This window comes from Pseudomonas sp. ABa2 (assembly GCF_056676075.1).
Window position 1 is genome coordinate 1,281,124 of the sequence record NZ_CM155239.1, and the last position, 24,198, is coordinate 1,305,321.

28 protein-coding genes and 2 pseudogenes are annotated in these 24,198 nt (G+C 67.9%); 17 read left to right on the top strand and 13 right to left on the bottom strand.

Features of this window, described 5'->3' with window-relative positions:
* Window positions 1-44: 44 nt before the first annotated feature.
* Genes folX through folM form a run of 3 tightly spaced genes read right to left on the bottom strand, consistent with a single transcriptional unit; the run spans window position 45 to window position 1,709 of the window.
* On the bottom strand, window positions 45-416 hold the full coding sequence (folX, locus tag AC1G9C_RS06125) for a dihydroneopterin triphosphate 2'-epimerase (protein ID WP_031303127.1): 372 nt from the start codon (window positions 414-416) through the stop codon (window positions 45-47).
* Complete coding sequence (folE, locus tag AC1G9C_RS06130) at window positions 416-976, bottom strand: GTP cyclohydrolase I FolE (protein ID WP_457787745.1); 561 nt, start codon at window positions 974-976, stop codon at window positions 416-418. The genes folX and folE overlap by 1 nt, the downstream gene beginning before the upstream one ends.
* A gap of 22 nt (window positions 977-998) precedes the next feature.
* Window positions 999-1,709, bottom strand: coding sequence for a dihydromonapterin reductase (folM, locus tag AC1G9C_RS06135; protein WP_480409704.1), 711 nt, complete (start codon window positions 1,707-1,709; stop codon window positions 999-1,001).
* Between the two features lie 264 nt (window positions 1,710-1,973).
* Between folM and AC1G9C_RS06140 the strand changes: the two genes are divergently transcribed.
* Window positions 1,974-2,252, top strand: a complete 279-nt coding sequence (locus tag AC1G9C_RS06140) for a DUF6482 family protein (RefSeq protein ID WP_457787744.1) — start codon at window positions 1,974-1,976, stop codon at window positions 2,250-2,252.
* Here AC1G9C_RS06140 and AC1G9C_RS06145 read toward each other — a convergent pair whose 3' ends face one another.
* Together AC1G9C_RS06145 and AC1G9C_RS06150 are read right to left on the bottom strand one after the other, a co-directional pair.
* Window positions 2,253-2,816, bottom strand: coding sequence for an antibiotic biosynthesis monooxygenase (locus AC1G9C_RS06145; RefSeq protein WP_021445783.1), 564 nt, complete (start codon window positions 2,814-2,816; stop codon window positions 2,253-2,255).
* 111 nt (window positions 2,817-2,927) lie between these two features.
* Window positions 2,928-3,365, bottom strand: coding sequence for a thiol-disulfide oxidoreductase DCC family protein (locus AC1G9C_RS06150; RefSeq protein WP_480409705.1), 438 nt, complete (start codon window positions 3,363-3,365; stop codon window positions 2,928-2,930).
* A gap of 90 nt (window positions 3,366-3,455) precedes the next feature.
* Here AC1G9C_RS06150 and AC1G9C_RS06155 point away from each other — a divergent pair.
* Window positions 3,456-4,408 (top strand): annotated as a pseudogene (locus AC1G9C_RS06155) (MerR family transcriptional regulator).
* Between the two features lie 244 nt (window positions 4,409-4,652).
* Here AC1G9C_RS06155 and AC1G9C_RS06160 read toward each other — a convergent pair.
* Entirely contained in the window at window positions 4,653-5,267 is a 615-nt protein-coding gene (locus AC1G9C_RS06160; RefSeq protein WP_397498333.1) for a PilZ domain-containing protein, read from the bottom strand.
* A 65-nt stretch (window positions 5,268-5,332) separates the two neighbouring features.
* Window positions 5,333-5,770, bottom strand: coding sequence for a PAS domain-containing protein (locus AC1G9C_RS06165; protein WP_397498332.1), 438 nt, complete (start codon window positions 5,768-5,770; stop codon window positions 5,333-5,335).
* 103 nt (window positions 5,771-5,873) lie between these two features.
* Here AC1G9C_RS06165 and AC1G9C_RS06170 point away from each other — a divergent pair, with 103 nt between their 5' ends.
* Entirely contained in the window at window positions 5,874-6,323 is a 450-nt protein-coding gene (locus tag AC1G9C_RS06170) for a flavodoxin (protein WP_021443845.1), read from the top strand.
* A 13-nt stretch (window positions 6,324-6,336) separates the two neighbouring features.
* On the opposite strand, the pseudogene AC1G9C_RS06175 reads toward AC1G9C_RS06170, so the two are convergent.
* Window positions 6,337-6,534 (bottom strand): annotated as a pseudogene (locus tag AC1G9C_RS06175) (LysR substrate-binding domain-containing protein); the annotation flags it as partial.
* Window positions 6,535-6,827: 293 nt separating this feature from the next.
* Between AC1G9C_RS06175 and AC1G9C_RS06180 the strand changes: the two are divergent.
* From AC1G9C_RS06180 to AC1G9C_RS06215, 8 genes are all read left to right on the top strand, one after another.
* A complete protein-coding gene (locus tag AC1G9C_RS06180; protein WP_397498330.1) occupies window positions 6,828-7,604 on the top strand; it encodes a class II aldolase/adducin family protein in 777 nt (258 codons plus the stop codon).
* Window positions 7,601-8,512, top strand: a complete 912-nt coding sequence (locus AC1G9C_RS06185) for an alpha/beta fold hydrolase (RefSeq protein WP_480409706.1) — start codon at window positions 7,601-7,603, stop codon at window positions 8,510-8,512. Before AC1G9C_RS06180 ends, AC1G9C_RS06185 begins: the two co-directional genes overlap by 4 nt.
* Window positions 8,491-9,021, top strand: coding sequence for a DUF1569 domain-containing protein (locus AC1G9C_RS06190; protein WP_480409707.1), 531 nt, complete (start codon window positions 8,491-8,493; stop codon window positions 9,019-9,021). Before AC1G9C_RS06185 ends, AC1G9C_RS06190 begins: the two co-directional genes overlap by 22 nt.
* Before the next feature lie 109 nt (window positions 9,022-9,130).
* A complete protein-coding gene (locus tag AC1G9C_RS06195; protein ID WP_457787737.1) occupies window positions 9,131-10,042 on the top strand; it encodes an SDR family oxidoreductase in 912 nt (303 codons plus the stop codon).
* Between the two features lie 97 nt (window positions 10,043-10,139).
* Window positions 10,140-10,907, top strand: coding sequence for a crotonase/enoyl-CoA hydratase family protein (locus AC1G9C_RS06200; RefSeq protein ID WP_480409708.1), 768 nt, complete (start codon window positions 10,140-10,142; stop codon window positions 10,905-10,907).
* Window positions 10,908-10,985: 78 nt separating this feature from the next.
* On the top strand, window positions 10,986-11,594 hold the full coding sequence (locus AC1G9C_RS06205; RefSeq protein WP_457787735.1) for a DUF2846 domain-containing protein: 609 nt from the start codon (window positions 10,986-10,988) through the stop codon (window positions 11,592-11,594).
* Between the two features lie 136 nt (window positions 11,595-11,730).
* Entirely contained in the window at window positions 11,731-12,315 is a 585-nt protein-coding gene (locus AC1G9C_RS06210; RefSeq protein ID WP_397498394.1) for a DJ-1/PfpI family protein, read from the top strand.
* Between the two features lie 102 nt (window positions 12,316-12,417).
* Window positions 12,418-12,717 carry a ribbon-helix-helix domain-containing protein gene (locus tag AC1G9C_RS06215; RefSeq protein WP_021442219.1) on the top strand — a complete coding sequence of 100 codons (300 nt, stop codon included), beginning with the start codon at window positions 12,418-12,420 and terminating at the stop codon, window positions 12,715-12,717.
* Window positions 12,718-12,948: 231 nt separating this feature from the next.
* Here the strand turns inward: AC1G9C_RS06215 and AC1G9C_RS06220 are convergent, their stop codons facing one another.
* Entirely contained in the window at window positions 12,949-14,277 is a 1,329-nt protein-coding gene (locus tag AC1G9C_RS06220; protein ID WP_480409709.1) for a glycoside hydrolase 5 family protein, read from the bottom strand.
* A 225-nt stretch (window positions 14,278-14,502) separates the two neighbouring features.
* Window positions 14,503-16,026, bottom strand: coding sequence for a fumarate hydratase (locus AC1G9C_RS06225; protein WP_021442401.1), 1,524 nt, complete (start codon window positions 16,024-16,026; stop codon window positions 14,503-14,505).
* A gap of 362 nt (window positions 16,027-16,388) precedes the next feature.
* On the opposite strand from AC1G9C_RS06225, the gene AC1G9C_RS06230 reads away from it, so the two are divergent.
* From AC1G9C_RS06230 to AC1G9C_RS06240, 3 genes are all read left to right on the top strand, one after another.
* Entirely contained in the window at window positions 16,389-17,516 is a 1,128-nt protein-coding gene (locus AC1G9C_RS06230) for a GGDEF domain-containing protein (protein WP_122108738.1), read from the top strand.
* Entirely contained in the window at window positions 17,509-18,447 is a 939-nt protein-coding gene (locus AC1G9C_RS06235; RefSeq protein WP_480409710.1) for an iron-sulfur-binding ferredoxin reductase, read from the top strand. The genes AC1G9C_RS06230 and AC1G9C_RS06235 overlap by 8 nt, the downstream gene beginning before the upstream one ends.
* Before the next feature lie 101 nt (window positions 18,448-18,548).
* Complete coding sequence (locus tag AC1G9C_RS06240; RefSeq protein ID WP_122108736.1) at window positions 18,549-19,322, top strand: enoyl-CoA hydratase; 774 nt, start codon at window positions 18,549-18,551, stop codon at window positions 19,320-19,322.
* A 92-nt stretch (window positions 19,323-19,414) separates the two neighbouring features.
* Here AC1G9C_RS06240 and pyk read toward each other — a convergent pair whose 3' ends face one another.
* From pyk to AC1G9C_RS06255, 3 genes are all read right to left on the bottom strand, one after another.
* Entirely contained in the window at window positions 19,415-20,866 is a 1,452-nt protein-coding gene (gene pyk, locus AC1G9C_RS06245) for a pyruvate kinase (protein WP_122108735.1), read from the bottom strand.
* A 55-nt stretch (window positions 20,867-20,921) separates the two neighbouring features.
* Complete coding sequence (locus tag AC1G9C_RS06250; protein WP_480409711.1) at window positions 20,922-21,845, bottom strand: universal stress protein; 924 nt, start codon at window positions 21,843-21,845, stop codon at window positions 20,922-20,924.
* Between the two features lie 107 nt (window positions 21,846-21,952).
* Window positions 21,953-22,759 carry a tetratricopeptide repeat protein gene (locus AC1G9C_RS06255; protein ID WP_480409712.1) on the bottom strand — a complete coding sequence of 269 codons (807 nt, stop codon included), beginning with the start codon at window positions 22,757-22,759 and terminating at the stop codon, window positions 21,953-21,955.
* 151 nt (window positions 22,760-22,910) lie between these two features.
* On the opposite strand from AC1G9C_RS06255, the gene AC1G9C_RS06260 reads away from it, so the two are divergent.
* The 3 genes from AC1G9C_RS06260 to AC1G9C_RS06270 all read left to right on the top strand — a co-directional run bounded on the left by AC1G9C_RS06260 (window position 22,911) and on the right by AC1G9C_RS06270 (window position 24,194).
* Window positions 22,911-23,285, top strand: a complete 375-nt coding sequence (locus AC1G9C_RS06260; RefSeq protein WP_480409713.1) for a tetratricopeptide repeat protein — start codon at window positions 22,911-22,913, stop codon at window positions 23,283-23,285.
* A gap of 70 nt (window positions 23,286-23,355) precedes the next feature.
* Complete coding sequence (locus tag AC1G9C_RS06265; RefSeq protein WP_122108733.1) at window positions 23,356-23,778, top strand: DUF4124 domain-containing protein; 423 nt, start codon at window positions 23,356-23,358, stop codon at window positions 23,776-23,778.
* Between the two features lie 59 nt (window positions 23,779-23,837).
* Window positions 23,838-24,194, top strand: a complete 357-nt coding sequence (locus AC1G9C_RS06270) for a PilZ domain-containing protein (protein ID WP_021442481.1) — start codon at window positions 23,838-23,840, stop codon at window positions 24,192-24,194.
* Window positions 24,195-24,198: the final 4 nt, after the last annotated feature.

Here is a 24,198-nt window from a genome sequence, read left to right on the forward strand (position 1 = left end):
GATAAGAGCCCCTCGCGGGGCCGGCAAGCCGACCGCGGCGCCGCTTAGCGGTGGCCGGCCAGGGTAATGGACACCGACTCGGCGAAACGCAGGGCGTGCGGTTTGTCCACTTCCACCTCGGCGTAGCGCACCGCCTGGTGGGCCATGACCAGGTCGAGGATTTCCTGGGTCAGGCGTTCGAGCAGGGCGAAGCGGTTGCCCTCGACGTGGGCGATGATCGCTTTGGTGATGGTGCGGTAGTTCAGCGCGTGGTCGATGTCGTTGACCTGCACGGCGTCGACCGCCGGATAGAGGATGGTCAGGTTGATCAGCACGTCCTGCTTGTTGTTGATCTCCTCCTCCTTGATGCCGATATAGGTGCGCAGGCGCAGGTCCTTGACGCGGATGCGCGCCATTCCGGGTTCCAGTCGCGGCATTACTTGTTCCGTCCGATCAGTTGCAAAAATTCGTGGCGAGTGTTGCAGGACTCGCGGAAGGCGCCAAGCATCACCGAGCTGCTCATCACCGAGTTCTGCTTCTCCACCCCGCGCATCATCATGCACATGTGCTTGGCCTCGATCACCACGGCGACGCCGGCGGCGTTGGTCACGCGCTGGATCGCATCGGCGATCTGCTTGGTCAGGTTCTCTTGGATCTGCAGGCGGCGGGCGAACATGTCGACGATGCGCGCCACCTTGGACAGGCCCAGCACCTTGCCGGTGGGGATGTAGGCGACGTGCGCCTTGCCGATGAAGGGCAGCAGGTGGTGCTCGCACAGCGAGTACAGCTCGATGTCCTTGACGATCACCATCTCGTCGTTGTCCGAGGCGAACAGCGCGCCGTTGACTATCTCTTCCAGCGACTGCTGGTAGCCGTGGCAGAGGTACTGCATGGCCTTGGCCGCGCGCTTGGGGGTGTCGAGCAGGCCCTCGCGCTCGGGATTCTCGCCCAGGCCGATGAGGATCTCGCGGTAGTGCTGGGGCAGGTGTGGGTGCATGGCAGTTGTCCTTGGCGCCGCCTCACTTGAGGTGGCGGCCGCCGTTGAGGGTCAGGGTGGTGCCGGTCAGGTAGGGGTTGTCCAGCAGGTAGCGCAGGCTCAGGTAGAAGGCTTCCGGGCCGGGTTCGATGCCCAGCGCCGACTTGGCCAGGGTCTGCTGGCGATACTCGGCGTCGTCGTCCTGGTTGAACATCAGCAGCGCCGGGGCGATGCCGTTGACCTTGATGTGCGGCGCGAAGCGTGCGGCGAACGACAGCGTCAGGCTCTCCAGGCCGGCCTTGCTGGCGCAGTAGGCGGGGCGCTTGGCGCTGCCCTTGCGCGTCACGTCGTCGCTGACATGGACGATGTCGGCCGGGCTGGCGCGCTGCAGCAGCTCGGCGCAGTGCAGGTTGATCAGGTAGGGCGCGAGCATGTGCACGGCGAACAGCTGCTTGAAGGCCGCCGCCTCGTCGCCCGGCGTCTCGCTGAGCCAGTCCGAGGCGTTGTGGACGATGGCGCGCAGGCCGTCGGTGTGGCATTTCACCGCGTCGACGAAGGCGAGGATGCTGGCCTCGTCGCGAAAGTCCGCCGGCAGGCACAGGGCGCCGCGCTGACGCAGGCGCTGCACGCCCTCGCGTTCGTGGCGGTAGCTGAGGATCACTGGTTGGCCGGCATCGAGCAGGCGTTCGGCGCAGTACAGGCCGACTCGCTGGCTGGCGCCGGTGATCAGGATGGGAAGGCTGGCAGCGCTCATTTCGGGCCCTGGCGGAATAAGGGAGGGTTCAGCGGCACCGCTTCGGGTTACCTGACCAGTAGGGAAACGGCACCGGCCGAACCTGGAGTAAAGCTATACCAGCTCGGCAACTTGTACAACCATGCCGCGCCTGTGGTTTTTCAGGAAAAGCGCTTGTTTTCGCTATTTCATTGAGCTTCAAGGGTTTTTAATTTTCTCTGGCCTGTAGAAAATTTGCTCTTTGCATGTACAAAAAACTTGTCTCTGTATAGGTGTGGGGTGTGGATGAGCTGGCGCGAGTTGCGTGCGGCCTGGCGCGCGGGGAGCGTGCTGCGCATCGAGGTGCTGGTGCTGCGCGCGGCGGGTTACCGCGCGCGGGCGCTGTGTGCCGACGGGCGTCGCCCTTGGCTGGGGCCGCCCAGCCTGGCGCTGGCGCCGCTGAAGCGGCGTCTGCGCCAGTGCGGGGTGGATGCTCTGTACCTGCTGCAGAGCGAGGCGCACGACGAAATCATCGCTCGACCGGCGTTGCACCAGGGCCACGCCGGGTTGCGCCTGCCGCTCTGATCAGGGTTTGCCGGGCAGGTCCTGGCGTGCGTCCAGGCGCCCGCTGTCGGCCAGCAGCCAGGGCGCCAGCAGGCGGGTGGCCAGGGGAATGAACAGGTAGGTCATCAGCGGGGTCAGGGCCAGGGTGCTCAGCAGCACCCGGACGACCAGCGAGAGGTCGCCCAGCGCCGGGCCGAACAGCAGATTGAAGGCCAGCGAGACCGGGAAGAACGCCAGCCAGATGGCGATGCTCTGCTTCCAGCGCGGCGGCTGGCGGTGCACGCTGCCGAACCAGGCGTCGAGGCCGACGGCGCGTTTTTCCTGGGGCTGGGCGAACAGCCCGCTGCCGCGCTGCAGCCAGGCCTGGCGCGAGGCGGAATGCTCCCAGGAGGCCATGGTCTGCTCGTCGCTGAAACGAAAGACGATCTGGAATTCGTCGTCGCCGGACGGTGGCGCCAGCACGCCGGAGCCGAGGTAGCCGGGGAAGTCGGTGGCCAGGTGTTCGCCTTCGCGCAGCCAGGCGATGAAGTCGTGATAGCGGCCGTGGGCGACGCGGCGCGCCACCATCAGGGTAACCGGGGACATCGTGTATCTCCTCGAAGCTGGCCCGTGGCCGGGGTGTGGCCTGGGGCGTACGCGGCGCGGGGTGATGCGCCGGGTAGGAATGCAGCAAGGATTATTCCGCTTTTGCGCCAATTAGCCAGCGTCGTGCGATGGCGGGCGTGGCGGCGTGCAGGCCGCGTTCTGCCGGCAGCGCCGCGCACCATCGGGGTGCGGCAGCCGCGCCAGGTGCGGGCGCAGGCGGCAGAACAGCCGATAGCCCCACTCCAGCGGCGGGCGCAGCGCGCGCCAGCCCAGCGGCGCGACCCAGGCGCCGAGGCCGGCGGCCTGCCAGCTGGCCAGGCTGGCATCGAGTCCGACCAGCCAGAGGCCGTCGGCCCAGCGTGCATGCAGGCGGGCCTGCAGGGTCGACAGCGCCAGGCCCAGCGGCTGCGGGTCGAAGTCCGCGGCGGCGATATTCACCAGCTGCAGCCGTTCGCGGGCGGCATGGCGGCGCAGCAGGGCGATCTCGCGGGCGCAGAGCGGGCAGGCGCCGTCGTAGTAGAGGGTGAGTGGCCAGGTGGGATCGCGCATGGGGATACCTTGTACAGGTTTTGTACAATGTAAGCGCGTCGGGGCCTGGGTTACAATGCCGGCACCTTTTCTGCCGCGATGCCCGAAGCCATGCCTGAACTCGCCGGTGCCCCTCTGCTCGCGTCCAGCGCCCTGAAACAGGAAGAGTTGTTCCCGATCCGCGAAGTCTCGCGCCTGACCGGCGTCAACCCGGTCACCTGCGGGCCTGGGAACGACGCTACGGATTGATCCAGCCGACCCGCACCGACAGCGGCCATCGCCTTTATTCGCAGGCCGACATCGAGGCGGTGCGCAGCATCCTGGCCTGGATCGAGCGCGGCGTGGCGGTGAGCAAGGTCGGCAAGATCCTGGCCAAGAGCGCCGGCGCTCGCAGCGCGGCGACGCCGGCCTACGAGGAAGTCAGCGCCGGCGAATGGAGCGAGTGGCAGGGGCAGGTCCGCCGCGCCCTCGGCGATTTCGACGAGCTGCGCCTGGAGCGCCTGTACGGCCAGATCTTCTCCTCCTACCCGCTGCCGGTGGTGTTCCAGGACATCCTCATGCCGGTGTGGCAGACCCTGCTGCTGCGCCAGGACGAGTTCGGCCAGTGCAGCGAATGGCTGCTGCTCGACAGCTTCCTGCGCGGACGTTGCCTGCAGCGCCTGCAACTGGGTCGCGGCAGCGTCGAGGAAAGGGTGCTGCTCGCCGCCTTGCCGGGGCATTGTCGCGAGCTGGAGCTGCTGGTCGCCGCGCTGTTGCTGGGCAGCCTCGATATCGGCGTCAGCGTGCTCGGCGTCGGCCAGCCGTTGGCCGAGCTGCCGCTGGTGTGCGAGAAGATGCAGCCGCAGGCGCTGGTGCTGTTCAGCAACCAGCCGCCCAGCGACGAGCTGCCGCGGCAGCTGTCGCGCCTGGCGCTGGCGCTGGACTGCCCGCTGTTGCTGGCCGGCGACAGCGCCGACCTGGCCGAGGAGAGCCTGGCCGGTTCGCCGATTGCCTGCCTGGGCAATGAAGGGCGGCTGATGCAGCGACGTCTGCAGCAGTTTCTCGCCGGTCACCTCGATACCTGATCCCCGTCCGCACGTGCCGCTTATCCCGTCTGCCGGGAGCCGGGCGCGTGAGCGTGCGCGAAAACGCTTGTCGGTGACGAAAATTGGTTGTACAAGAATTGTACATTGTGATCGTGTGTAGGGCTTACCGTCGCGACTCGCGGCCGCTGAGGCTGCACGGCGGAAGCTCGACCGACTGCGCAATCCGATAGCCAGCCCTCTCCTATCCCCTTCGGCTATCGGATTTTTTCTTCCGCGGCGGCGCTCAGGTGACCGGGTCGCTGCGCCGCTGGCGGTCGCTGTGCTGTTCGAAGAGGTATTGGCGCAGCGTCTGCTCGTCTTCGTCGTGCAGGGTTTGCAGGCTGTAGGCGTAGCGGGCCTTGCCGATGCGCCGTACCAGGCGGGCGCGCAACTGCACGCGGCGCTGTTGCGGCAACAGCAGCTGCAGCAGCTGATCCTTGGCCGGGTTGCCGGGATTGTTGTGCTGCACCAGCATGCCGTTGTTCGACAGCTCCACGACCTGCAGGCCGCTGGGGCGCTCTCGTCGGTCCAGCAGGGGCAGCGGGGCGGTGAGGGACAGGCGCCATGGACGTTCGCTGACGCCTTGCTCGAAGATCAGCGGTGCGTCCAGCTCCAGGCGTGAACCGCTCTGGCCGTCCTGGATCAGGCGCAAGGGAAAACTCAGGTGCTGATTGTCGCTGTGGGTGTCCAGGCTGAGCTGTTCGTCGCTGCTCAACTGGTTGAGCAGTTCGCGCAATTGTGCGCCGATGGCCAGGCGCCGTGTTTGCGCTTCACTGGGGCGGCGTTTGCGGGGTTGTGGCGAGCTGAGTTGCTGGATGAAATCCAACTCGGCTTGGGTCAGCAGCGGGTCGCTTTGCATGGCGGATACTACCTAGAGTCCAGCACCTTCAGACCGCGTCCCGCAGCGAGAGTTGTGTGCGTTCGTCAGTTATCCAGGCGTGCCCTGAGTTCGGCCAGCTCCGCCTCCAGCGCTTTGACGCGCTGCTGGGCCTCGACCTGCTCGGTGACGTCCTTCTGGATACCTATATAGTAGGTCAGCTGGTCGCCTTCGTTGAAAACCGGAGTGATCGACAGCTCGTTCCAGAAGGCGCTGCCGTCCTTGCGGTAGTTGCGGATGATCTGCCGGCACGGCTGCTGCGTCTTGACCGCCTGGCGGATGGCGTCCAGGCCGGGCTGGTCGCGGTCGTCGCCCTGCAGGAAGCGGCAATCCTGGTAGAGGATGTCTTCGCTGGCGTAGCCGGTGAGGCGCTCGAAGGCCGGGTTGGCGTAGATCAGGATGTTGTCGTCACCCTCCTGCTCGGCCACCACGATGCCGTCGTTGGAGGCGTCGATTACCAGTTGCAGCAGTTTGGCGTTGATCATGGGCGCGGTTCCGCAGGGTATGTGCGCTGCATTCTAAAACATCGGGTCGGGCTGTCCACTTGCGGCATAATGCGCCGCCTTTGCCACTGTTTCAGGAGTTGTCATGAAAGTCGCCATCCTCTCGGGGTCGGTCTACGGCACCGCCGAAGAAGTTGCCCGCCACGCCGAGCGCCTGCTCCAGGCCGCCGGGCTGGAGGCCTGGCACAAGCCGAACCTGAGCCTGGAAGAGCTGCTGGCCTTCGGCCCCGAGGCCTTTCTCACCGTGACCTCCACCACCGGCATGGGCGAGCTGCCGGACAACCTGCTGCCGCTTTACGGTGCCATTCGCGACCGCCTGCCGGCCTGGCAGGGGCTGCCCGGCGCGGTGCTGGCGCTGGGCGATTCCAGCTACGACAGCTTCTGCGGCGGCGGTGAGCTGGTGCGCGAGCTGTACGCCGAGCTGGGTCTGCGCGAAGTGGTGGAGATGCTGCGCCTGGACGCCAGCGAGACGGTCACCCCGGAACGCGACGCCGAGCCCTGGTTGCAGGCCTTCGCCGCCGCGCTGCAGGGCTGACCCCGCAGGCGGCCTACGGCGCCGGGGACTCGTCCAGCAGCTCCAGCCAGGCCTGCGCCGCGCGTGACAGGTAGGCGTCGCGCCGCCAGATAAAGGCGATATCCCAGCGCAGATCCGACTCCAGCAATGGCCGGCGCACCACGCCCCGCCGTTCCAGCGCGGCGAGAAAGTCCGCCTGGCCGCTGCGGCCGCCTTCCTGCGGGGGCAGGCCGCGCCGCTGCTGATCGCCCTGCTCTAAGGCCCCTTTGTCGATGATTGGCCGTGGAAGCGGCTTCAGCCGTGACATTCGCGGATAAATCCGCTCCTGCAAAACCGCGTGCCCTGTCGACGCAGAATGGAGCATGGCCTTCCATAAGAGCGGCGAATGACGCCTTATCGCAGCCCGTACGCTCGGGTCATTGACCCGCAGGGTCAGCAGCTTGGCTGCCAGGGCAACTATCGCAGGGCCCATGCGCGGCTAGACTGCGGACACCGCCGAACCACAACAAGATCGAGGTGACCGCCGTGAACGCTCCGCTGAATCTGCCCGACGTGAAGAACCAGGTATCCGCCGCCGAATGGCAGACCCGCGTCGACCTGGCCGCCTGCTACCGACTGATCGCCCTGTACGGCTGGGACGACCTGATCTTCACCCACATCTCGGCCAAGGTGCCGGGCACCGAGGACTTCCTGATCAACCCCTACGGCCTGATGTTCGACGAGATCAGCGCCTCCAGCCTGGTCAAGGTCGACCTGGCCGGCAACAAACTGATGGACAGCCCCTTCGACATCAACCCGGCCGGCTACACCATCCACAGCGCCGTGCACGAGGTGCGCCACGACGTCGGCTGCGTGCTGCATATCCATACCGCCGCCGGCATCGCCGTGTCGGCGCAGCAGCAGGGCCTGCTGCCGCTGTCGCAGCAGTCGCTGTTCGTCCTTTCCAGCCTGGCCTACCACGGCTACGAGGGCGTGGCGCTGAACCATGACGAGAAGGCGCGGCTGCAGGCCGACCTGGGCGAGAAGAACTTCATGATCCTGCCCAACCACGGCCTGCTCACCGCCTTCGGCAGCATCGCCGACGCCTTCCTCGGCATGTTTACCCTGCAGCGCGCCTGCGAGATCCAGGTCATGGCGCAGAGCGGTGGCGGCGAGCTGATCCATATCCCGCAGCAGATTCTCGACGGCGCCCGGGCGATGCTCGCCGGGGTGATGAAGAGCTCGCAGGGCATGGGCGGCGCGCTGCCCTGGCCGGCGCTGCTGCGCAAGCTCGACCGCTGCAACCCGGGCTACGCGCAGTGACGGCGTTGCCCGGCATCGCCCTGGACGCCTGGCGCGCCCAGGGGCAGGAGCTGCGTTTCGGCCCGCACGCGATTCGCTACTGGACGGCGGGCGAAGCGGCAGCCGAGCCGCTGCTGCTGATCCACGGGTTTCCCACCGCCAGCTGGGACTGGCACCGCCTGTGGCAGCCGCTGGCGCAGCAGTACCGGCTGATCGCCTGCGACATGCTCGGCTTCGGCTACTCGGCCAAGCCGCGCGGCCATGCCTACAGCCTGCTGGAGCAGGCCGACCTGCAGCAGGCGCTGCTGGCCCACCTGGGCGAGACGCGCCCGCTGCATGTGCTGGCCCACGACTACGGCGACAGCGTGGCCCAGGAGCTGCTGGCCCGCCATCAGGACGGGCGCATCCAACTGGCCAGCTGCGTGTTCCTCAACGGTGGCCTGTTTCCCGAGACCCACTATCCGGTGCTGACCCAGAAACTGCTGCTCGGCCCGCTGGGGCCGCTGCTCGGCCGGTTGTTCTCGCGGCGCACCCTGGCGCAGAACTTCGCCAAGGTGTTCGGCCCGCATACGCCGCCCAGCGAGGCCGAGCTGGACGCCTTCTGGGCGCTGATCGCACATAACGACGGGCCCAAGGTGATGCACCGGCTGATCCGCTACATCCTCGATCGCCGCGCCAACCGCGCACGCTGGGTGGCGGCCATGCAGGAAACCACGGTGCCCATGCGGGTGATCGACGGCGCGGTCGATCCGATCTCCGGCGCGCATATGGTGGCGCGCTACCGCGAGCTGATCGAGCAGCCCGACACGGTGCTGCTCGACGGCATCGGCCACTACCCGCAAACCGAGGCGCCGGAGCTGGTGCTCGCCCATTACCTCGAGTTTCGCCAACGGCTGGAGACCGCAGCATGCAGCGCCGTACCCTGTTGAGAGGTGCCGCCGTCGGCGGCGTGGCGGCCCTCGGCGCTGTTTTCTGGGCGCTGCCCGGCGGCCCGGCGCCGGCTGCCGTCGAACTGGCGGCGGCGCAGCGCCTGCTGGCCGAGCTGGCCGGCCGGCCACTGGTCAGCCTGCAGGGTTGGAGCCCGAGCGAAGTATTCAACCACTGCGCGCAGAGCATCGAGTATTCCCTGGACGGTTTTCCGCAGCTCAAACCGGCCTGGTTTCGCCACAGCCTCGGCCCGGCCGCCTTCGCCCTGTTCAGCGCCCGTGGCGGCATGCGCCATCTGCTGACCGAGGCGATTCCCGGCGCCGCGCCGCTGGCCGAGCCGGCCAGCCAGGCGGCTGCCCTGCAGCGTCTGCAGGCCGCCTTCGAGCGCTTCGCCGCGCACACTGGCGCTCTGCAGCCGCATTTCGCCTACGGCGCGCTGAGCCACGCCGAGTACGCCCAGGCCCATGTGCTGCACCTGTACGACCATCTGCGCCTGATCCGTCCGGCCTGACCATCCCGGCGCCTTATCGCGCACCATTCAGCGTCAGGCCGGTTCGTTGTGAGCGCAGCGGCCCTGCGTGACACTCGCTGCCATTGCCCACTGCCGAGGAGTTTCTGCCATGAGTGAAGCGGTTCGTTTCGAGGATCAGGTCGTCATCGTCACCGGCGCCGGCGGCGGTCTGGGGCGCGCCCACGCGCTGCTGTTCGCCCGCCATGGCGCCAAGGTGGTGGTCAACGACCTCGGCGGCAGCACCCACGGCGAGGGCGCCAATGCCTCGGCGGCGGACAAGGTGGTGGAAGAGATCAGGGCCTTCGGCGGCGATGCCGTAGCCAACCACGACTCGGTGACCGACGGCGACAAGATAGTGCAGACCGCGCTGGATCACTTCGGCCGCATCGACGTGCTGGTCAACAACGCCGGCATCCTGCGCGACAAGAGCTTCCACAAGATGGAGGACGCCGACTGGGAGCTGGTCTACAAGGTCCATGTCGAAGGCGCCTACAAGACCACCCACGCCGCCTGGCCGCACCTGCGCGAGCAGAACTACGGGCGGGTGATCTTCACCTCGTCCACCTCCGGCATCTACGGCAACTTCGGCCAGAGCAACTACGGCATGGCCAAGCTCGGCCTCTACGGCCTGACCCGCACCCTGGCCATCGAGGGGCGCAAGAACAACATCCTGGTCAACGCCATCGCCCCCACCGGCGCCACCCGCATGACCGAGGGGCTGATTCCGCCGCAGGTGTTCGAGCAGCTCAAACCCGAACTGGTCAGCCCGCTGGTGGTGTACCTGGGCAGCCAGAACTGCCAGGACACCGGCGGCCTGTTCGAGGTCGGCGGCGGTTGGGTCGGCAAGGTGCGCTGGGAGCGCAGCCTGGGCGCCGGCTTCGACCCCAAGGCCGGCTTCAGCCCGGACGACGTGGCCGCGCAGTGGCAGCGCATCTGCGACTTCGAGGGCGCCGCGCACCCGGCCGACAACGTCGAGGCGCTCCGGGAAATGATGGCGAATCTGCACAAGTACGCCCTCTGATCGGCCAGCCGGGCTGACGCGCCCGCGCAGGCGGATTAGGCTCGAAGGCCGGCAGCGATGCCGGCCTTTTTTCGTTCAGCCAGCGGAGTGCAGCTTAATGTCGGTGATAGTCGAGAAGAACGGCCCGGTGACCACCCTGAGCATCGACCGGCCGCAGGCGCGCAACGCCGTCGACCGCCCCACGGCCGAGGCGCTGGCCGCGGCCTTGCGCGCCTTCGAGGCGGACGATGAAGCGCGCGTGGCGGTGCTGACCGGCAGCGGCGGCACCTTCTGCGCCGGCGCCGACCTGGCGGCGGTGGCCGAAGGCGGCGAGCGTGCCAATCGCCTGGACGAGCAGGGCGATGCGCCCATGGGGCCGAGTCGCATGCAGCTCGGCAAACCGCTGATCGCCGCCATCGAGGGCCATGCCGTGGCCGGCGGCCTGGAGCTGGCGCTGCTCGCCGACCTGCGGGTGATGGCGCAGGATGCGCTGCTCGGGGTGTTCTGCAGGCGCTTCGGCGTGCCGCTGATCGACGGCGGCACGGTGCGCCTGCCGCGTATCGTCGGCCAGGGCCGGGCGCTGGATCTGATCCTGAGCGGCCGCCCGGTGGCGGCGGACGAGGCGCTGCAGATGGGCCTGGTCAACCGCGTGGTGGCACCCGGTCAGGCGCTGGCGGCGGCGCAGCAGTTGGCGGCGCAGCTCGCCGCCTTCCCCCAGCGCTGCCTGCTGGCCGACCGCGCCAGTGTCTATGCGCAGTGGGACCTGCCGCTGAGCGAGGCGCTGGCCGGCGAATTCCGCGGCGGCCTGGCGGTGGTGGCCAGCGGCGAGACGGCGGAGGGCGCGCGGCGCTTTCGCGACGGCAAGGGGCGCCACGGCGCCTTCTGAACAGGCCGCACTTTTGTCGGGTGTGGCCCGTGCGCGGGCCGGCTAAGCTGCGTGCATGCCCCTCACAAGGAATGCTCGATGCGCCGCCTGCTGCTGCCCTTGCTCGCCGTCCTGCTGGTCGGCTGCTCGACCCCCGGCGCCTTCTTCGGCGACCTGGACGGCGAAGCCTTCGTCCCCCACGCGCTGAGCGACGAGAACCACGCCCTGGTCTATCTGTACCGTCCACGCAACGACTGGGCCGATCAGGAGCTGGAGGCGCCGGGGCTGTTTCTCGACAACCAGCTGATCGGCAGCCTACCGAGCAACGGCTACCTGGTGCTGGAGTTCGAGGCGGCCAACCATCGGCTGGAAATGCGCCGGCCGCTGGCCGGCAGCTTCTGGACCCTGCTGGCCGACGGCCCGCTGGACTTCACCCTGATCTCCAGCTTCAGCCTGGATGCCGCGGTGGGCGGCACCTACTACCTGCGCTACGACGAGGACGGCCCGCCGCCGCACAGCGGCGCCCTGGACGGCGGTGGCGATGGCCCGCTGCAGCTGGTGTCGGCCGAGCTGGCCGAGCGCGAACTGGGCGCCACCCGCCTGGTGCAGCCGCCGGCTCGCATCGCTGCCCATCACCAGCAGGGGGAGCGCCCGCAGCGCGGCTTCTGGCGCTCGGTCGGCCAGGCGCTGGACAAGATCGGCATCTGATTTGGCGGCGCCGCGCGTACCAACCCGCGGCAACGACCATCGGCCTGCACGGGCGCACGGGAGTAGTACCGGGCTGTTACCTGTCGGAGCAAGTAGGGGCGAATAATGGCTCCGTTGCATCCACCCCCAGGAGACGATCATGGCTGCCAAGAAGATTCTGATGCTGGTCGGCGACTACGCCGAAGACTACGAAACCATGGTGCCCTTCCAGGCCCTGCAGATGGTCGGTCACAGCGTGCATGCGGTGTGTCCGGACAAGGTCGCCGGGCAGACCGTGCGCACCGCCATCCACGACTTCGAGGGCGACCAGACCTACAGCGAGAAGCCGGGGCACAACTTCGCCCTCAATTTCGACTTCGCCAAGGTCAAGGCCGAGGATTACGACGCGCTGCTGATTCCCGGCGGCCGTGCCCCGGAGTACCTGCGCCTGAATGGCGAAGTGTTGGCGCTGGTAAAAGCCTTCGCCAAGGCCGACAAGCCGATCGCCGCGGTCTGTCACGGCGCCCAGCTGCTGGCCGCCGCCGGCGTGCTGGAGGGCCGCGAATGCAGCGCCTACCCGGCCTGCGCGCCGGAAGTGACGCTGGCCGGCGGCCGCTACGTGGATATCCCGGTGGATCAGGCTCACGTGCAGGGCAACCTGGCCACCGCGCCGGCCTGGCCCGCGCATCCGGCCTGGCTGGCCGGCTTCCTCAAGCTGCTCGGCACCGAGATTCGCCTGTAGTCGAGCCGTAGCCCGGACGCCATCCGCGGCGCATCATTGCCGATATTCCCCGGATTGCATCCGGGCTACGACGCTGCCACAAGTTTCCAGGAGGCGACGCTCATGTGCGAACTCTATGTAAAGGCCGACCCCATCCTCTACGAATCGCGCTCGCGTTCGCTGCGCATCCACGGCGTGGTGACCACCTTGCGCCTGGAAAACCAGTTCTGGGACATCCTGCGCGAGATCGCCGAAGTCGACGGCATGACCACCAACCAGCTGATCGCCAAGCTCTACGACGAGGTCATGGACTTTCGCGGCGAGGTGGTCAACTTCGCCTCCTTCCTACGCGTCAGCTGCACCCGCTACCTGGCGCAGAAGGCCGGGCGCGCGGTGCCGCTGCGGGTGGTCGGCGCCGGTTGAATCACTGGTACATCCAGAAGTTCGGATGCTCCGGCACGGCCGGCGCTGCCGGCTTCGGGGCCGGGCGGGTTTGCTGGAAGAGGCGTTTGAGCATGGTCATGGTGGGGATCCCTGAGTGATATGGCTGACAGGGATGCATGATCGGGCACTGCTCGACATTGATGAATTCGATTGTGGCTATGGCATCCATAACATAATGGCTATGGATGCCCGGTTGCCGCCTGCGCGCGTCTAGAGCACCAGCATCTGCAGTTCGCGGGTCACGTTGACGTTGATGCCGCCACCGCTGCTGCGCAGCGTCTGGCTGGTGCCGCGCAGCGGGTTGTGCAGGGTGCCGCTGCCGCTTCGTTGCAGGCGCACCGTACCGGCCTGCTGGGCCCAGAACAGCCAGAGCCAGCGGCCGTCGGCGCGTTGCCAGGCGATGCTGAGCATGCCCGTCGGGGCGTCGGCGAAGGCCGGCGGAGTCAGTGGTGTCAGGCTCGGGCCGGCGATCTGCAGAAAGCGTTTGAGCGCCAGGTAGGCGGGTTTTTCGCTGCCGTCCAGGCGCAGCAGGCCGTAGAAGCGGTCGCGCGGCGTGGCGCGGGCGTCCAGGTCGCTGAGGGTGAAGAGGAACACCTTGTCGAAGTCCATTGCGCTCATCAGCGCCAGGCGCCGCAGCATGTAGTCGGCCTGGCCCTGTTCGCCGATGATCGGCTGCAGCTCCACCGGCCCGGCGTAGCTCGACCAGCCGAACTCGGTGGCCCAGATCGGCCCGCTGCCGAGCAGGCGCAGATGCTGGTTGAGGGTGCCGGCGTTGAGCAGGAAGTCGCCGGCACCGGGCACGTCGCCCTCCGGTTCCTGCGAGTAGGGGTGATAGGCGGTGACCCGGTTCGGCTTGAGGCTACCGAGGTGCATCAGCGCCTCGAGCATCAGCCCGCCGCGTACCGGCATCTGGCTGTAGTAGGCGTGGCCGCCCATCACCTGGGTGGCCTGCGGACGTACCGCGCCGAGGGCATCGAGGCTGCTTTCCAGCAACTGGCGATAGTGCAGCGGGTCTTCCGCCGGCTGCCAGAACGGCGGGATGTTCTGTTCGTTCCAGACCTGCCAGGCCTGGACCTGCGGATAGCGCCCGGCCAGGTGCGCCAGGCTGCTGGCGAACAGCTGCGGGTTGCTCGGCGGGTACTGGTCGACATTGCTCGCCCCGGCCGGCGCCGAGCTGGCGAAGGCGGGCGAACCGACCAGGTACATCAGCGGTTTGAGCTGCTCCTCGTGCATCACCTGGATCAGCCGGTCGAGCTCGTCCAGCCGCCATTGACCGGGGCTCGGCTCCAGCAGCATCCAGTGCAGGCCGAGGCGCACCCACTGCAGGTTGAGCGCCTTGAGCTTGGCGATCTGCTGGCGATAGGCGCTTTCCGAGAACCAGTGCAGCTGCGCGTTGAGGCCGAGAAAGTCTGCCCAGACCAGCGGCCGCGGCGCTTTCAGCGAGTGCGACGGGGCGGCCAGGGCCAGTTGGCTGCTCAGCAGCAGGGTGGCAAGGCCGGCCAGCAGCGGCCGGCGAAGAAAACTGACGAAACTGGACATGGCGCTCTCCCTGCGGCGGAACTCTGGGAGTTGCAGCATAGGGCTTTTATAGCGCGCGAACCGCTCTAGGACGGGGCGGAAGACGAAGGGCGCGAGAAATGCGACTGACGGTTTGGTGGCATTTTGCCGAGCCAAAATACCGTCGCTGCGGATGCGCACTTAGCGCTGGCGGGGCCAGAAACGACAAACCCGGCACGCGGCCGGGTCTGTCGTCGGCGGGGGCGCTTACTTCACTTCCACCGCCAGGCTGTCGGCGATCTTCTTGTTCCAGATCGCCGGGCCGGTGATGTGCACCGACTCGCCCTTGGTGTCGACCGCCACGGTCACCGGCATGTCCTTGACCTCGAACTCGTAGATCGCCTCCATGCCCAGTTCGGGGAAGGCCAGCACCTGCGACTTCTTGATCGCCTGAGCGACCAGGTAGGCGGCGCCGCCGACGGCCATCAGGTACACGGCCTTGTTGTCGCGGATCGCATCGATGGCGATCGGGCCGCGCTCGGACTTGCCGATCATGCCCAGCAGGCCGGTCTGCTCGAGGATCTGCCGGGTGAACTTGTCCATGCGCGTGGCGGTGGTGGGGCCGGCCGGGCCGACCACCTCGTCACGCACCGGATCGACCGGGCCGACGTAGTAGATGAAGCGGCCCTTGAGGTCCACCGGCAGCTCTTCGCCCTTGTTCAGCATGTCGACCATGCGCTTGTGCGCGGCGTCGCGGCCGGTGAGCATCTTGCCGTTGAGCAGCACGGTCTCGCCCGGCTGCCAGCTCTGCACTTCTTCCGGGGTGAGGGTGTCGAGGTTGACCCGGCGCGCGCTCGGGCCGGCTTCCCAGACGATTTCCGGGTAGGCGGACAGATCCGGCGCTTCCAGCTCGGCCGGGCCGCTGCCGTCCAGCACGAAGTGGGCGTGGCGGGTGGCGGCGCAGTTGGGGATCATGCACACCGGCAGGGAGGCGGCGTGGGTCGGGTAGTCCATGATCTTCACATCGAGCACGGTGGTCAGGCCGCCCAGGCCCTGGGCGCCGATGCCCAGCTGGTTGACCTTGTCGAACAGCTCCAGACGCAGCTCCTCGATGCGGTTCTGCGGGCCGCGGGCCTTCAGCTCGTGGATGTCGATGTGCTCCATTAGCACTTCCTTGGCCATCACCGCGGCCTTCTCGGCGGTACCGCCGATGCCGATGCCGAGCATGCCCGGCGGGCACCAGCCGGCGCCCATGGTCGGCACGGTCTTGAGCACCCAGTCGACGATCGAGTCGGACGGGTTGAGCATGGCCATCTTCGACTTGTTCTCGGAACCGCCGCCCTTGGCCGCGACGTCCACTTCCACCTTGTCGCCGGGGACGATGGAGTAGTGGATCACCGCCGGGGTGTTGTCCTTGGTGTTCTTGCGGGCACCTGCCGGGTCGGCCAGGATCGAGGCGCGCAGGACGTTTTCCGGCAGGTTGTAGGCGCGGCGCACGCCCTCGTTGATCATGTCGTCGACGCTCATGGTGGCGCCGTCCCAGCGCACGTCCATGCCGACCTTGATGAACACGGTGACGATGCCGGTGTCCTGGCAGATCGGGCGGTGGCCGGTGGCGCACATCCGCGAGTTGATCAGGATCTGCGCCATGGAATCCTTGGCGGCCGGCGACTCTTCCTTCAGGTAGGCCTCGTGCATGGCCTGGATGAAGTCGACGGGGTGGTAATAGGAGATGAACTGCAGGGCGTCGGCGACGCTCTGGATCAGGTCGTCCTGCTTGATCACGGTCATGGGGGCGCTCCTCTATCAGGGAACATCTATAAGGAAGCGCCGAATCATGACCCGGCGCAACGGCGAAAAATGGTCGGGAACGGTATTTCACCTCGCCCCGCGACGGTCTGCTCAGGTGGCCGCCAAGCTTGGCGGGCCACAAAAAATGCCGGGAGCAATTTTGACGTCGCTCCGCGACGGCCCCTTGGGTTGCCGCCAGGGTTGGCAGGCAACAAAAAAGGCGCGGCAGTATAGCGCGCCGGTCGCACAGGGCACAGCCGCCGAAGGTCGATGCTGCTAGCTGTGGGCGGTTATCGGCGCGCTAGGCAATTTGTGATCACGGGGGTAGAGTAACGGCCAGATGCCAGTATGGGATGGAGCCCATGAGCCCAACCAGCCACCGGGTAACGCAACGCAGCCTGCAGAGCCTGCTGCTCAAGCGCTTCGCCATGGCCTTCGCCACTTACGCGATGATGGCGCTGGTGTGCTGGTTCGCCGTTCTCGCCGGCCTGTTTCGCGGTTCCCTGGCCACGGCTGTCGGGCTGACCCTGGGCATATTTGCCAGTCAGCTGGTGCTGCTCTGGCTGTTTCTGTCCGGGCGCAACCTGCGTTTCGCAGACCCCAGCCTGACCGAAGTGCAGGTGCTCCTGGCGCTGGCCTGGCAGCCGCTGCTGCTGGCCTTCTTCGACAGCGCGCGTGGCAGCCTGCTGGTGTTCTACGTGCTGATCCTGCTGTTCGGCGTGTTCCAGTTGCCGCCGCGGGTGTTCGCGCGCTGCGCGGCGTTCGCCTTCTTCGGTTTCGCCGGCATGATCCTGATCCAGGCTTACCGCGAGCAGCTCGGCGATCCCAGCCTGGCGCTGCTGCAAGTCGGCGTGCTGTTCATCCTGCTGGTCTGGCTGTGCCTGTTCACCGGCTATGTGCAGGCCATGCGCCAACGCATGCGTCAGCGCCGCTTCGCCCTGCAGGCGCACCAGGACACCCTGCGCGGCATGATGCGCCAGCTCGAGGACCTGGTGGCCACCGACGAGCTGACCGGGCTGTTCAACCGCCGGCATTTCCTCCGTCTGGCCGGCCGCGAGCTGCAGCATCTCGGCGCCGGTCGCCAGCACGGCCTGGCGCTGATCGATCTGGACCACTTCAAGCGCATCAACGACGCCCATGGCCACGCCGCCGGCGACCGCGTGCTGCAGACTTTCGCCGCGGTGGCGCGCGCCTGCCTGCGCGACGGCGACGTCATCGCCCGCTACGGCGGCGAGGAATTCGTCCTGCTGCTGCCCAATACCGATGCCGACCAGTTCACCGCCTGCTGCGAACGCCTGCGCGAAGCCTTCGCCCAGGCTGAACCGGTGGGGATAAAGGTGGATAATCTCAGCCTGTCCGCCGGCATGACCCTGCTTGCCGCCGGCGACGACCTCGAGGAGGCCTTGCAGCGCGCCGACCAGGCGCTGTACCAGGCCAAACGCGGCGGCCGCAATCGCTGCGATGCCAGCTGGGAGAGAGCGGGTGCCTGAACTGCGCGTTGGCGCCAAATTATTGCAGGTGGCCGAACAGGCCAATCTGCTCGATGCCCTGCTGGTCGGCGGCATCGCCGTGCCCTACAGCTGCCGCGCCGGCAGCTGCCACGCCTGCCTGGTGCGCTGCCTGGCCGGCGAGCCGCTGGACCTGCAGCCCGAGGCGCTGGCCGCCGACAAGCGCGCCGAGGGCTGGCGCCTGGCCTGCCAGTGTCAGGTCGGCGGCGATCTGCAGGTCGAGCCCTTCGACCCGCAACGCGACGGCCTGGCCGCCAGGGTGGTCGGCCTCGACTGGCTGAGCCCCAGCGTGCTGCGCTTGCGCCTGCAACCCGAGCGACGGCTGCGCTACCAGGCCGGCCAGCACCTGCTGCTGTGGAGCGCAGACGGCGTGGCGCGGCCCTATTCCCTGGCCAGCCTGCCGGGCGAGGACGCCTGGCTGGAATTCCATCTCGACTGCCGCCAGCCCGGCGCCTTCTGCGACGCCGCGCGACGCCTGCAGCTCGGTGACGACCTGCGCCTGGGCGAGTTGCGCGGCGGCGCGCTGCACTACGATCCCGATTGGCAGGCGCGGCCGCTCTGGCTGCTGGCCGCCGGTACCGGCCTGGCGCCGCTCTACGGTGTGCTGCGCGAGGCGCTGCGCCAGGAGCATCGCGGCGCCATCCGCCTGCTGCATGCGGCCCATGAGCCGGCCGAGCACTACCTGGCCGGCGAGCTGCAGGCGCTGGCTGCCGAGCATGCGCAGCTGCAGATCGAGCTGGTGACGGCGGCGCAGTTGCCGGCTGCTTTGGCCGAACTGCGCCTTGTTTCGCGGCAGACCCTCGCTTTACTCTGCGGCCATCCCACGACGGTCGACAGCTTCGCGCGGCGCCTTTATATGGCCGGTTTGCCGCGTAGCCAGATGTTCGCCGACCTGTTTCTAACCCGTATGTAGGATGCGCGGGGCCATCCAGGCTGGGCACACTGGCGCCGATCACAGCGGGCCTCCGGTGCGCGGCTCAGACGGATCCATGCGCCTACGACCTCGGAGCATCTATGAGCGAATTCCTGCAAATCGAGCGCGACGGTGCGCTGCTGACCCTGCGCATGCAGCGCCCGGACAAGAAGAACGCGCTGACCCGCGCCATGTACGCCGGCATGGCCGAAATCCTGGACGAGGCCGACCGCGACGGCTCGGTGCGCGCCGTGCTGCTCACCGGCGGCGAGCAGTGCTTCACCAGCGGCAACGACGTCGCCGACTTCATCCAGGCGCCGCCGAGCGGGCTGAACAGCGAGGTGTTCCAGTTCATGCGCGCGCTGTTCGAGTTCAGCAAGCCGGTGGTGGCGGCGGTGGCGGGGCCGGCGGTGGGCATCGGCACCACCTTGCTGCTGCACTGCGACCTGGTCTACGTCAGCCGCGACGCGCAGCTGAAGATGCCCTTCGTCAACCTCGGCCTGTGCCCGGAGTATGGCTCCAGCCTGATCCTGCCGCGTCTGCTCGGCCACGCCCGCGCCGCCGAACTGCTGCTGCTCGGCGAGAGCTTCAGCGGCGAGCAGGCGGCGGCCTGGGGCATCGCCAACCAGGCGCTGGACGACGGCGCGGCGACCCTGGCCAAGGCGCGCGAGATGGCGCTGCGCTTTCTCGACCTGGCGCCTGCGGCGCTGGCCGACAGCAAGCGCCTGATGCGCGCACCGGATCGCGAGCAATTGCGCCGGGTGATCGAGGAGGAGGGCGCACTGTTCGGCCAACGCCTGCGCTCGCCCGAGGCCATCGAGGCGCTGTCGGCCTTTATGCAGCGCAGAAAGCCGGATTTTTCCAGGTTCGCGTAGGGGGTGGCGTCGCGCGCACCGCCGCTAAAGCGCCTCCCACAGAAAAAGCAAAAGGCCGCTCGTTCGAGCGGCCTTTCGCGTTCAGCTGTGCCTTAAACCATCGGATCGCCGACATGCAGGATCTTCATGGTGTTGGTGCCGCCGGTGCCGTGGTAGCTGTCGCCCTTGGTCAGGATCACCCAGTCGCCGGGCTCGACCACGCCGCGCTTGAGCAGCTCGTCCACCGCCGCCTGGCTGACCTTGTTGGCCGGCAGTGCGGCCGGGTCGAAGGGCACGGTGTAGACGCCGCGGAACAGCGCCACGCGGGCCTGCGCCTCGCGGTGCGGGGTGAAGGCGAAGATCGGGATCGACGAGCGGATGCGCGACATGATCAGCGGGCTGTAGCCGCTTTCGGTCAGGCTGATGATGGCCTTGACGCCCGGGAAGTGGTTGGCGGTGTACATGGTGGCCAGGGCCACGCTCTCGTCGCAGCGCTCGAAGGTGCGGCCGATGCGGTGGCTGGACTTCTGGCTGGTCGGGTGCTTTTCCGCGCCGAGGCAGACGCGGGCCATGGCCTCGACCGCTTCCACCGGGTATTCGCCGGCGGCGCTCTCGGCCGACAGCATCACCGCGTCGGTGTAGTCCAGCGCGGCGTTGGCTACGTCGGAGACCTCGGCGCGGGTCGGCATCGGGCTGTGGATCATCGACTCCATCATCTGCGTGGCGGTGATCACCGCTTTGTTCAGGCGGCGGGCGTGGGCGATGATCTTCTTCTGGATGCCGACCAGCTCGGCATCGCCGATCTCCACGGCGAGGTCGCCGCGAGCCACCATCACCGCATCGCTGGCGCGGATCAGGCCGTCCAGCGTCTCGTCGTCGGCCACCGCTTCGGCGCGCTCGATCTTGGCCACCAGCCAGGCCGTGCCGCCGGCCTCGGTGAGCAGGCGGCGGGCATATGCCATGTCGGCGGCGTCGCGCGGGAAGGACACGGCGAGGTAGTCCAGGTCCATTTCGGCGGCCAGCTTGATGTCGACCTTGTCCTTCTCGGTCAGCGCCGGCGCGGTGAGGCCGCCGCCACGGCGGTTGATGCCCTTGTTGTCCGACAGCGGGCCGCCGATCAGCACGCGGCAGTGCAGCTCGTCGGCGCCCTTGAGCTCGACGCGCATGACCACCCGGCCGTCGTCCAGCAGCAGCTCGTCGCCGACGTCGCAGTCCTGGATCAGCGCCGGGTAGTCGATGCCGACCACGTCCTGGGTGCCGGCCGTGCGCGAGTGGCTGGAGGACAGGCGGAACAGGTCGCCTTCCTTGAGCTCGATGCGCTTGTTCTCGAACTTGGCGATGCGGATCTTCGGCCCCTGCAGGTCGCCGAGCAGCGCCACGTGCCGGCCGTGCTTGGCCGCCAGGTCGCGCACCAGCTGGGCGCGGGCCTTGTGGTCGTCGGGCGTGCCGTGGGAGAAGTTCAGGCGGGCCACGTCGAGGCCGGCGAGAATCAGCTGCTCGAGCACTTCCGGCGAGTTGCTGGCCGGGCCCAGGGTGGCGACGATTTTGGTGCGGCGAAAGGTCATGCGCGGACTCCCTAATGGAATGTGCCGGCGAGGCTACTACGGCGATTCGCTGTAGTCATTGTTCCGTTGCACTACGTGACGAATCCGCCTTGAGCACCAGCAGGTCGCACTCCACGGCCTCCAGCACCCGCTCCGCGGTGTGGCCGATCAGGGCGGTGTCGAGTTGACCGCGGGCGATGGCGCCCATCAGCAGCAGGTCGATATTGTGCTCGCGCACGAAACGCGGCAGCACTTCCTCGGTGAAACCTTCCAGCAGGTGGGTGTCGGGCAGGGCGATGGGGTACTGGCCGAGCAGCTGCTCGAAGGCCTCGCGGTGGCTTTTCGCGCTGTCGCGCACATAGTTGTCGTAGTCGGCGACCATCGCCGCGTCGAACACCAGGGTGCGCGGCAGCGGCGCGTGGCAGTGCAGGTAGTGGGCCTGCAGGGCGAAGCGCTGGCTCAGCTCCATGGCCGTGCGGATCAGCTGGTGATCCAGGGCCGCCGGCTTGTCGGCACTGTGCAGCGGATCGAGGGCGGCGCACAGGCTGCGCCCCTGCCACTCGGCGTGGTGCACCAGCCACAGCGGCACCGGGCAATGGCGGATCAGCTGCCAGCAGCTGTCGGTCAGCAGCAGGCGGCGCAGCAGGCTGTTGTGCGCGGCGGACTTGAGCACCAGGTCCGGCTGCAGTTCGGCGACCTTGGCCAGCACCTCCTTGTCCAGGCGTTTGCCCCAGCGGATGTCCACCTGCACCTCGAGACCGCCGCTGCGCAGCGGCGCGATGCGTTGCTCCAGCCACTGGCCGTGCTGCTCCAGCAGTGCGGCGCGGCCTTTGGCCTGGATCGAACTGTCGAACAGGCGGCCGTCGAGGCCGGCGTGATAGTCCACCAGCAGCAGGTGCAGCTGCGCCGGGTTGTGCCGGGCCAGCCAGGCGGCGCGTTGCAGCGCCGGCTGGCTGTCGCGGTTGGGGTCGATGACCGCCAGCAGTCGTTGCAGTTTCATGGTCTGTACCTCGCGAGGGTGACCCGGGCATTGCAGCGCGCCTTGCAGGCGCCTGCCTTGATATGGGTCAGCTTAGTCCCAGGAGGTGAACGAAGGGCGGGCGCCGCTCAGCGCACGGCTGGATTCAGCACCATGTCCAGGTGGCGGGCGGCCTTGGCGTTGAGCTCGCCGTCCGGGTACTGCACCAGCAGGCGGCGCAGGTAGGCGATGGCCTTGGCGCGGTCGGCGTCGGGGTTGTCCGCCGCCATGTGCATCAGCGCCAGCTGGTACAGCGCCTTTTCCTTGATCCCGGCCGGCACGTGCGGGTCGGCCAGGCCCAGCAGGTAGAGCTCCTCGGCCTCGGCGACGCGGCCCTTGAGCACGGCACGGCGCGACAGCAGGGTCATGTCCGGGTCGAGGCTGCTCTGGTACAGGTCGAGGTTCTGGCTCGGCTGCCAGTGCGCCAGCAGCTCGCGCGAGGTCTTGTGCAGCGGCTCCTGGCTGCGCTGGCGGATCAGCGTGATGCGTTGCTCGGCCCGGCCGGCGGCCCGGCTGGCGGGGAACTCGTTGAGCACCCGGTAGAAGTAGTTGAGCGCCTTGGCGTCGTCGCGCTGCTCGTTGAAGCGGTTCATGTAGATCAGGCCGATCTGGTACAGGGCGATGGCGCGCACCTCGCCGCTCAGCTGGCGGTCGCGGTAGCCGTCCAGGTACAGGGCCTCGGCCTTGTCGCTGTGGGCGTCGCGGATGGCCATGGCGCTGTAGGTGAGCAGGTCGCCTTCATCTTCGATGGCGGCGGTCATGCGCTTGGTCTTCAGCGCCTTGTACTCGACCACCTCGTTGGTAGTGACCTGGGCGATAAACAGCGGCGTCGTGGGGGCACAGGCGCTCAGCAGGGCGGCGAGGGCGATAAATGGGATCAGGTGAGTGCGCGGCATGCGGGCTCCTTGGCCGGAGTCGGCCGATGCGCCGCAGTCTAGTCAGCCGCCCGCCCAGCGCCAAGGCGGGCGCGGCACAACCCATCGGAGGTTTGCGGCGGTTCAGTTTTCCCGGCGCCAGTCGATACACTGCTCAGCGGAGGAATTGCCCATGCGAACCCTGATCATCCTGACCCTGGCGCTGGTCGCCACGGGCTGCACCCGTTGGTCGCTCGACCATCACCTGAACAACGCCTATCGCGCCTACGAGGATGGCGACTGCGCCTGCGTCGCCCTGGAGCTGTCGAAGGCCGAACGCAAGAGCCGTTCGCGCGGCTACCTGCAGCCGGAAATCTCGCTGCTGCGCGGCCAGTGCCTGGAGCGCGAGAATCTGTTCGTCGACGCGGCGCAGACCTACCAGTTCATCATCAGCCGCTACCCGACCAGCGAATACGCCTACCGCGCCCGCGCGCGCCTGCAGACCCTGGAGCAGCTCGGCCACCACAATCCGGCGGAGCCGGCCAAGGTTACGCCGGCGCCATTGTGAGCCGATCATCAGCCATTTGCGCCGGCTGCGCGGCGGTTTAAGCTGGGCCACCTGTTCACGGAGGATCAGCATGCGCAGCCTGCTGCTTGTCGCCCTGTTGCTGCCGGCCCTGGCCGCAGCGGAAATCTATCGCTGGACCGATGCCCAGGGCCGCGTGCATTTCGGTCAGCGTCCGGGCGCCGGCGCCGAGCCGGTGGAGGTCAAGCCCCAGGTGGTCGAACGCGACGAACACACCCGCGAGCGCGAGGCGCGCAGCCAGCGCTTCTTCGATGCCCGCCGCGAGGAGCAGCAGCAGGCCGCCGCCGCCGCGGCCGAACAGCGCGAGGCGCGCGCCGCCGAATGCCGCGACCTGCGCCGGCGCCTGGCGCAGATTCCGGAAGGCTTCAGCTACTACCGCACCGACGCCAACGGCGAGCGCATTTATTACAGTGATGAAGAGACCGACACCGCTCGTCGCCAGCTGCGCACGCGCATCGCCGAGCGCTGTGGCTGAGGCTGGTTAAGCGGCGGCTTCGGGGCCATACTCAAAGCCCCTTGTAGCGATTCGCCAGCATGCGCAGCCAACGTCGAATCGAACGCCATCAGTTGCCCTATTACCTGAAGGTGTTCAACCGCATCACCGACAAGCCGATGGGCTCCATCGGCAATGTCTCACTGGACGGCCTGATGCTGATCAGCCAGCTGCCGATGCTGGTGGGTGCGCGCTTCGACATGCGTCTGAAGATCCCCGGCCAGCACGGCCAGCACTTCGTCGACTTCTCCGCCACCTGCCAGTGGTGCCGCGAGGACGTCACCCCCGGCAGCTACGACTCCGGCTTCGCCCTGGTGGCGCCGCCGGCCGACTACGTCGAGATGGTCGACGCCCTGCGTTATTACTTCAGTTTCCACAGCCTGGCCGCCTCGGCCTGAGCGC

Bases quoted from the DNA above. Each gene is read 5' to 3' on its own strand.
- folX (WP_031303127.1), bottom strand. From the start codon at position 416: ATGCCGCGACTGGAACCCGGAATGGCGCGCATCCGCGTCAAGGACCTG.
- folE (WP_457787745.1), bottom strand. From the start codon at position 976: ATGCACCCACACCTGCCCCAGCACTACCGCGAGATCCTCATCGGCCTG.
- folM (WP_480409704.1), bottom strand. From the start codon at position 1,709: ATGAGCGCTGCCAGCCTTCCCATCCTGATCACCGGCGCCAGCCAGCGA.
- AC1G9C_RS06140 (WP_457787744.1), top strand. From the start codon at position 1,974: ATGAGCTGGCGCGAGTTGCGTGCGGCCTGGCGCGCGGGGAGCGTGCTG.
- AC1G9C_RS06145 (WP_021445783.1), bottom strand. From the start codon at position 2,816: ATGTCCCCGGTTACCCTGATGGTGGCGCGCCGCGTCGCCCACGGCCGC.
- AC1G9C_RS06150 (WP_480409705.1), bottom strand. From the start codon at position 3,365: ATGCGCGATCCCACCTGGCCACTCACCCTCTACTACGACGGCGCCTGC.
- AC1G9C_RS06160 (WP_397498333.1), bottom strand. From the start codon at position 5,267: ATGCAAAGCGACCCGCTGCTGACCCAAGCCGAGTTGGATTTCATCCAG.
- AC1G9C_RS06165 (WP_397498332.1), bottom strand. From the start codon at position 5,770: ATGATCAACGCCAAACTGCTGCAACTGGTAATCGACGCCTCCAACGAC.
- AC1G9C_RS06170 (WP_021443845.1), top strand. From the start codon at position 5,874: ATGAAAGTCGCCATCCTCTCGGGGTCGGTCTACGGCACCGCCGAAGAA.
- AC1G9C_RS06190 (WP_480409707.1), top strand. From the start codon at position 8,491: ATGCAGCGCCGTACCCTGTTGAGAGGTGCCGCCGTCGGCGGCGTGGCG.
- AC1G9C_RS06195 (WP_457787737.1), top strand. From the start codon at position 9,131: ATGAGTGAAGCGGTTCGTTTCGAGGATCAGGTCGTCATCGTCACCGGC.
- AC1G9C_RS06200 (WP_480409708.1), top strand. From the start codon at position 10,140: ATGTCGGTGATAGTCGAGAAGAACGGCCCGGTGACCACCCTGAGCATC.
- AC1G9C_RS06205 (WP_457787735.1), top strand. From the start codon at position 10,986: ATGCGCCGCCTGCTGCTGCCCTTGCTCGCCGTCCTGCTGGTCGGCTGC.
- AC1G9C_RS06215 (WP_021442219.1), top strand. From the start codon at position 12,418: ATGTGCGAACTCTATGTAAAGGCCGACCCCATCCTCTACGAATCGCGC.
- AC1G9C_RS06220 (WP_480409709.1), bottom strand. From the start codon at position 14,277: ATGTCCAGTTTCGTCAGTTTTCTTCGCCGGCCGCTGCTGGCCGGCCTT.
- AC1G9C_RS06225 (WP_021442401.1), bottom strand. From the start codon at position 16,026: ATGACCGTGATCAAGCAGGACGACCTGATCCAGAGCGTCGCCGACGCC.
- AC1G9C_RS06230 (WP_122108738.1), top strand. From the start codon at position 16,389: ATGAGCCCAACCAGCCACCGGGTAACGCAACGCAGCCTGCAGAGCCTG.
- AC1G9C_RS06240 (WP_122108736.1), top strand. From the start codon at position 18,549: ATGAGCGAATTCCTGCAAATCGAGCGCGACGGTGCGCTGCTGACCCTG.
- pyk (WP_122108735.1), bottom strand. From the start codon at position 20,866: ATGACCTTTCGCCGCACCAAAATCGTCGCCACCCTGGGCCCGGCCAGC.
- AC1G9C_RS06250 (WP_480409711.1), bottom strand. From the start codon at position 21,845: ATGAAACTGCAACGACTGCTGGCGGTCATCGACCCCAACCGCGACAGC.
- AC1G9C_RS06255 (WP_480409712.1), bottom strand. From the start codon at position 22,759: ATGCCGCGCACTCACCTGATCCCATTTATCGCCCTCGCCGCCCTGCTG.
- AC1G9C_RS06260 (WP_480409713.1), top strand. From the start codon at position 22,911: ATGCGAACCCTGATCATCCTGACCCTGGCGCTGGTCGCCACGGGCTGC.
- AC1G9C_RS06265 (WP_122108733.1), top strand. From the start codon at position 23,356: ATGCGCAGCCTGCTGCTTGTCGCCCTGTTGCTGCCGGCCCTGGCCGCA.
- AC1G9C_RS06270 (WP_021442481.1), top strand. From the start codon at position 23,838: ATGCGCAGCCAACGTCGAATCGAACGCCATCAGTTGCCCTATTACCTG.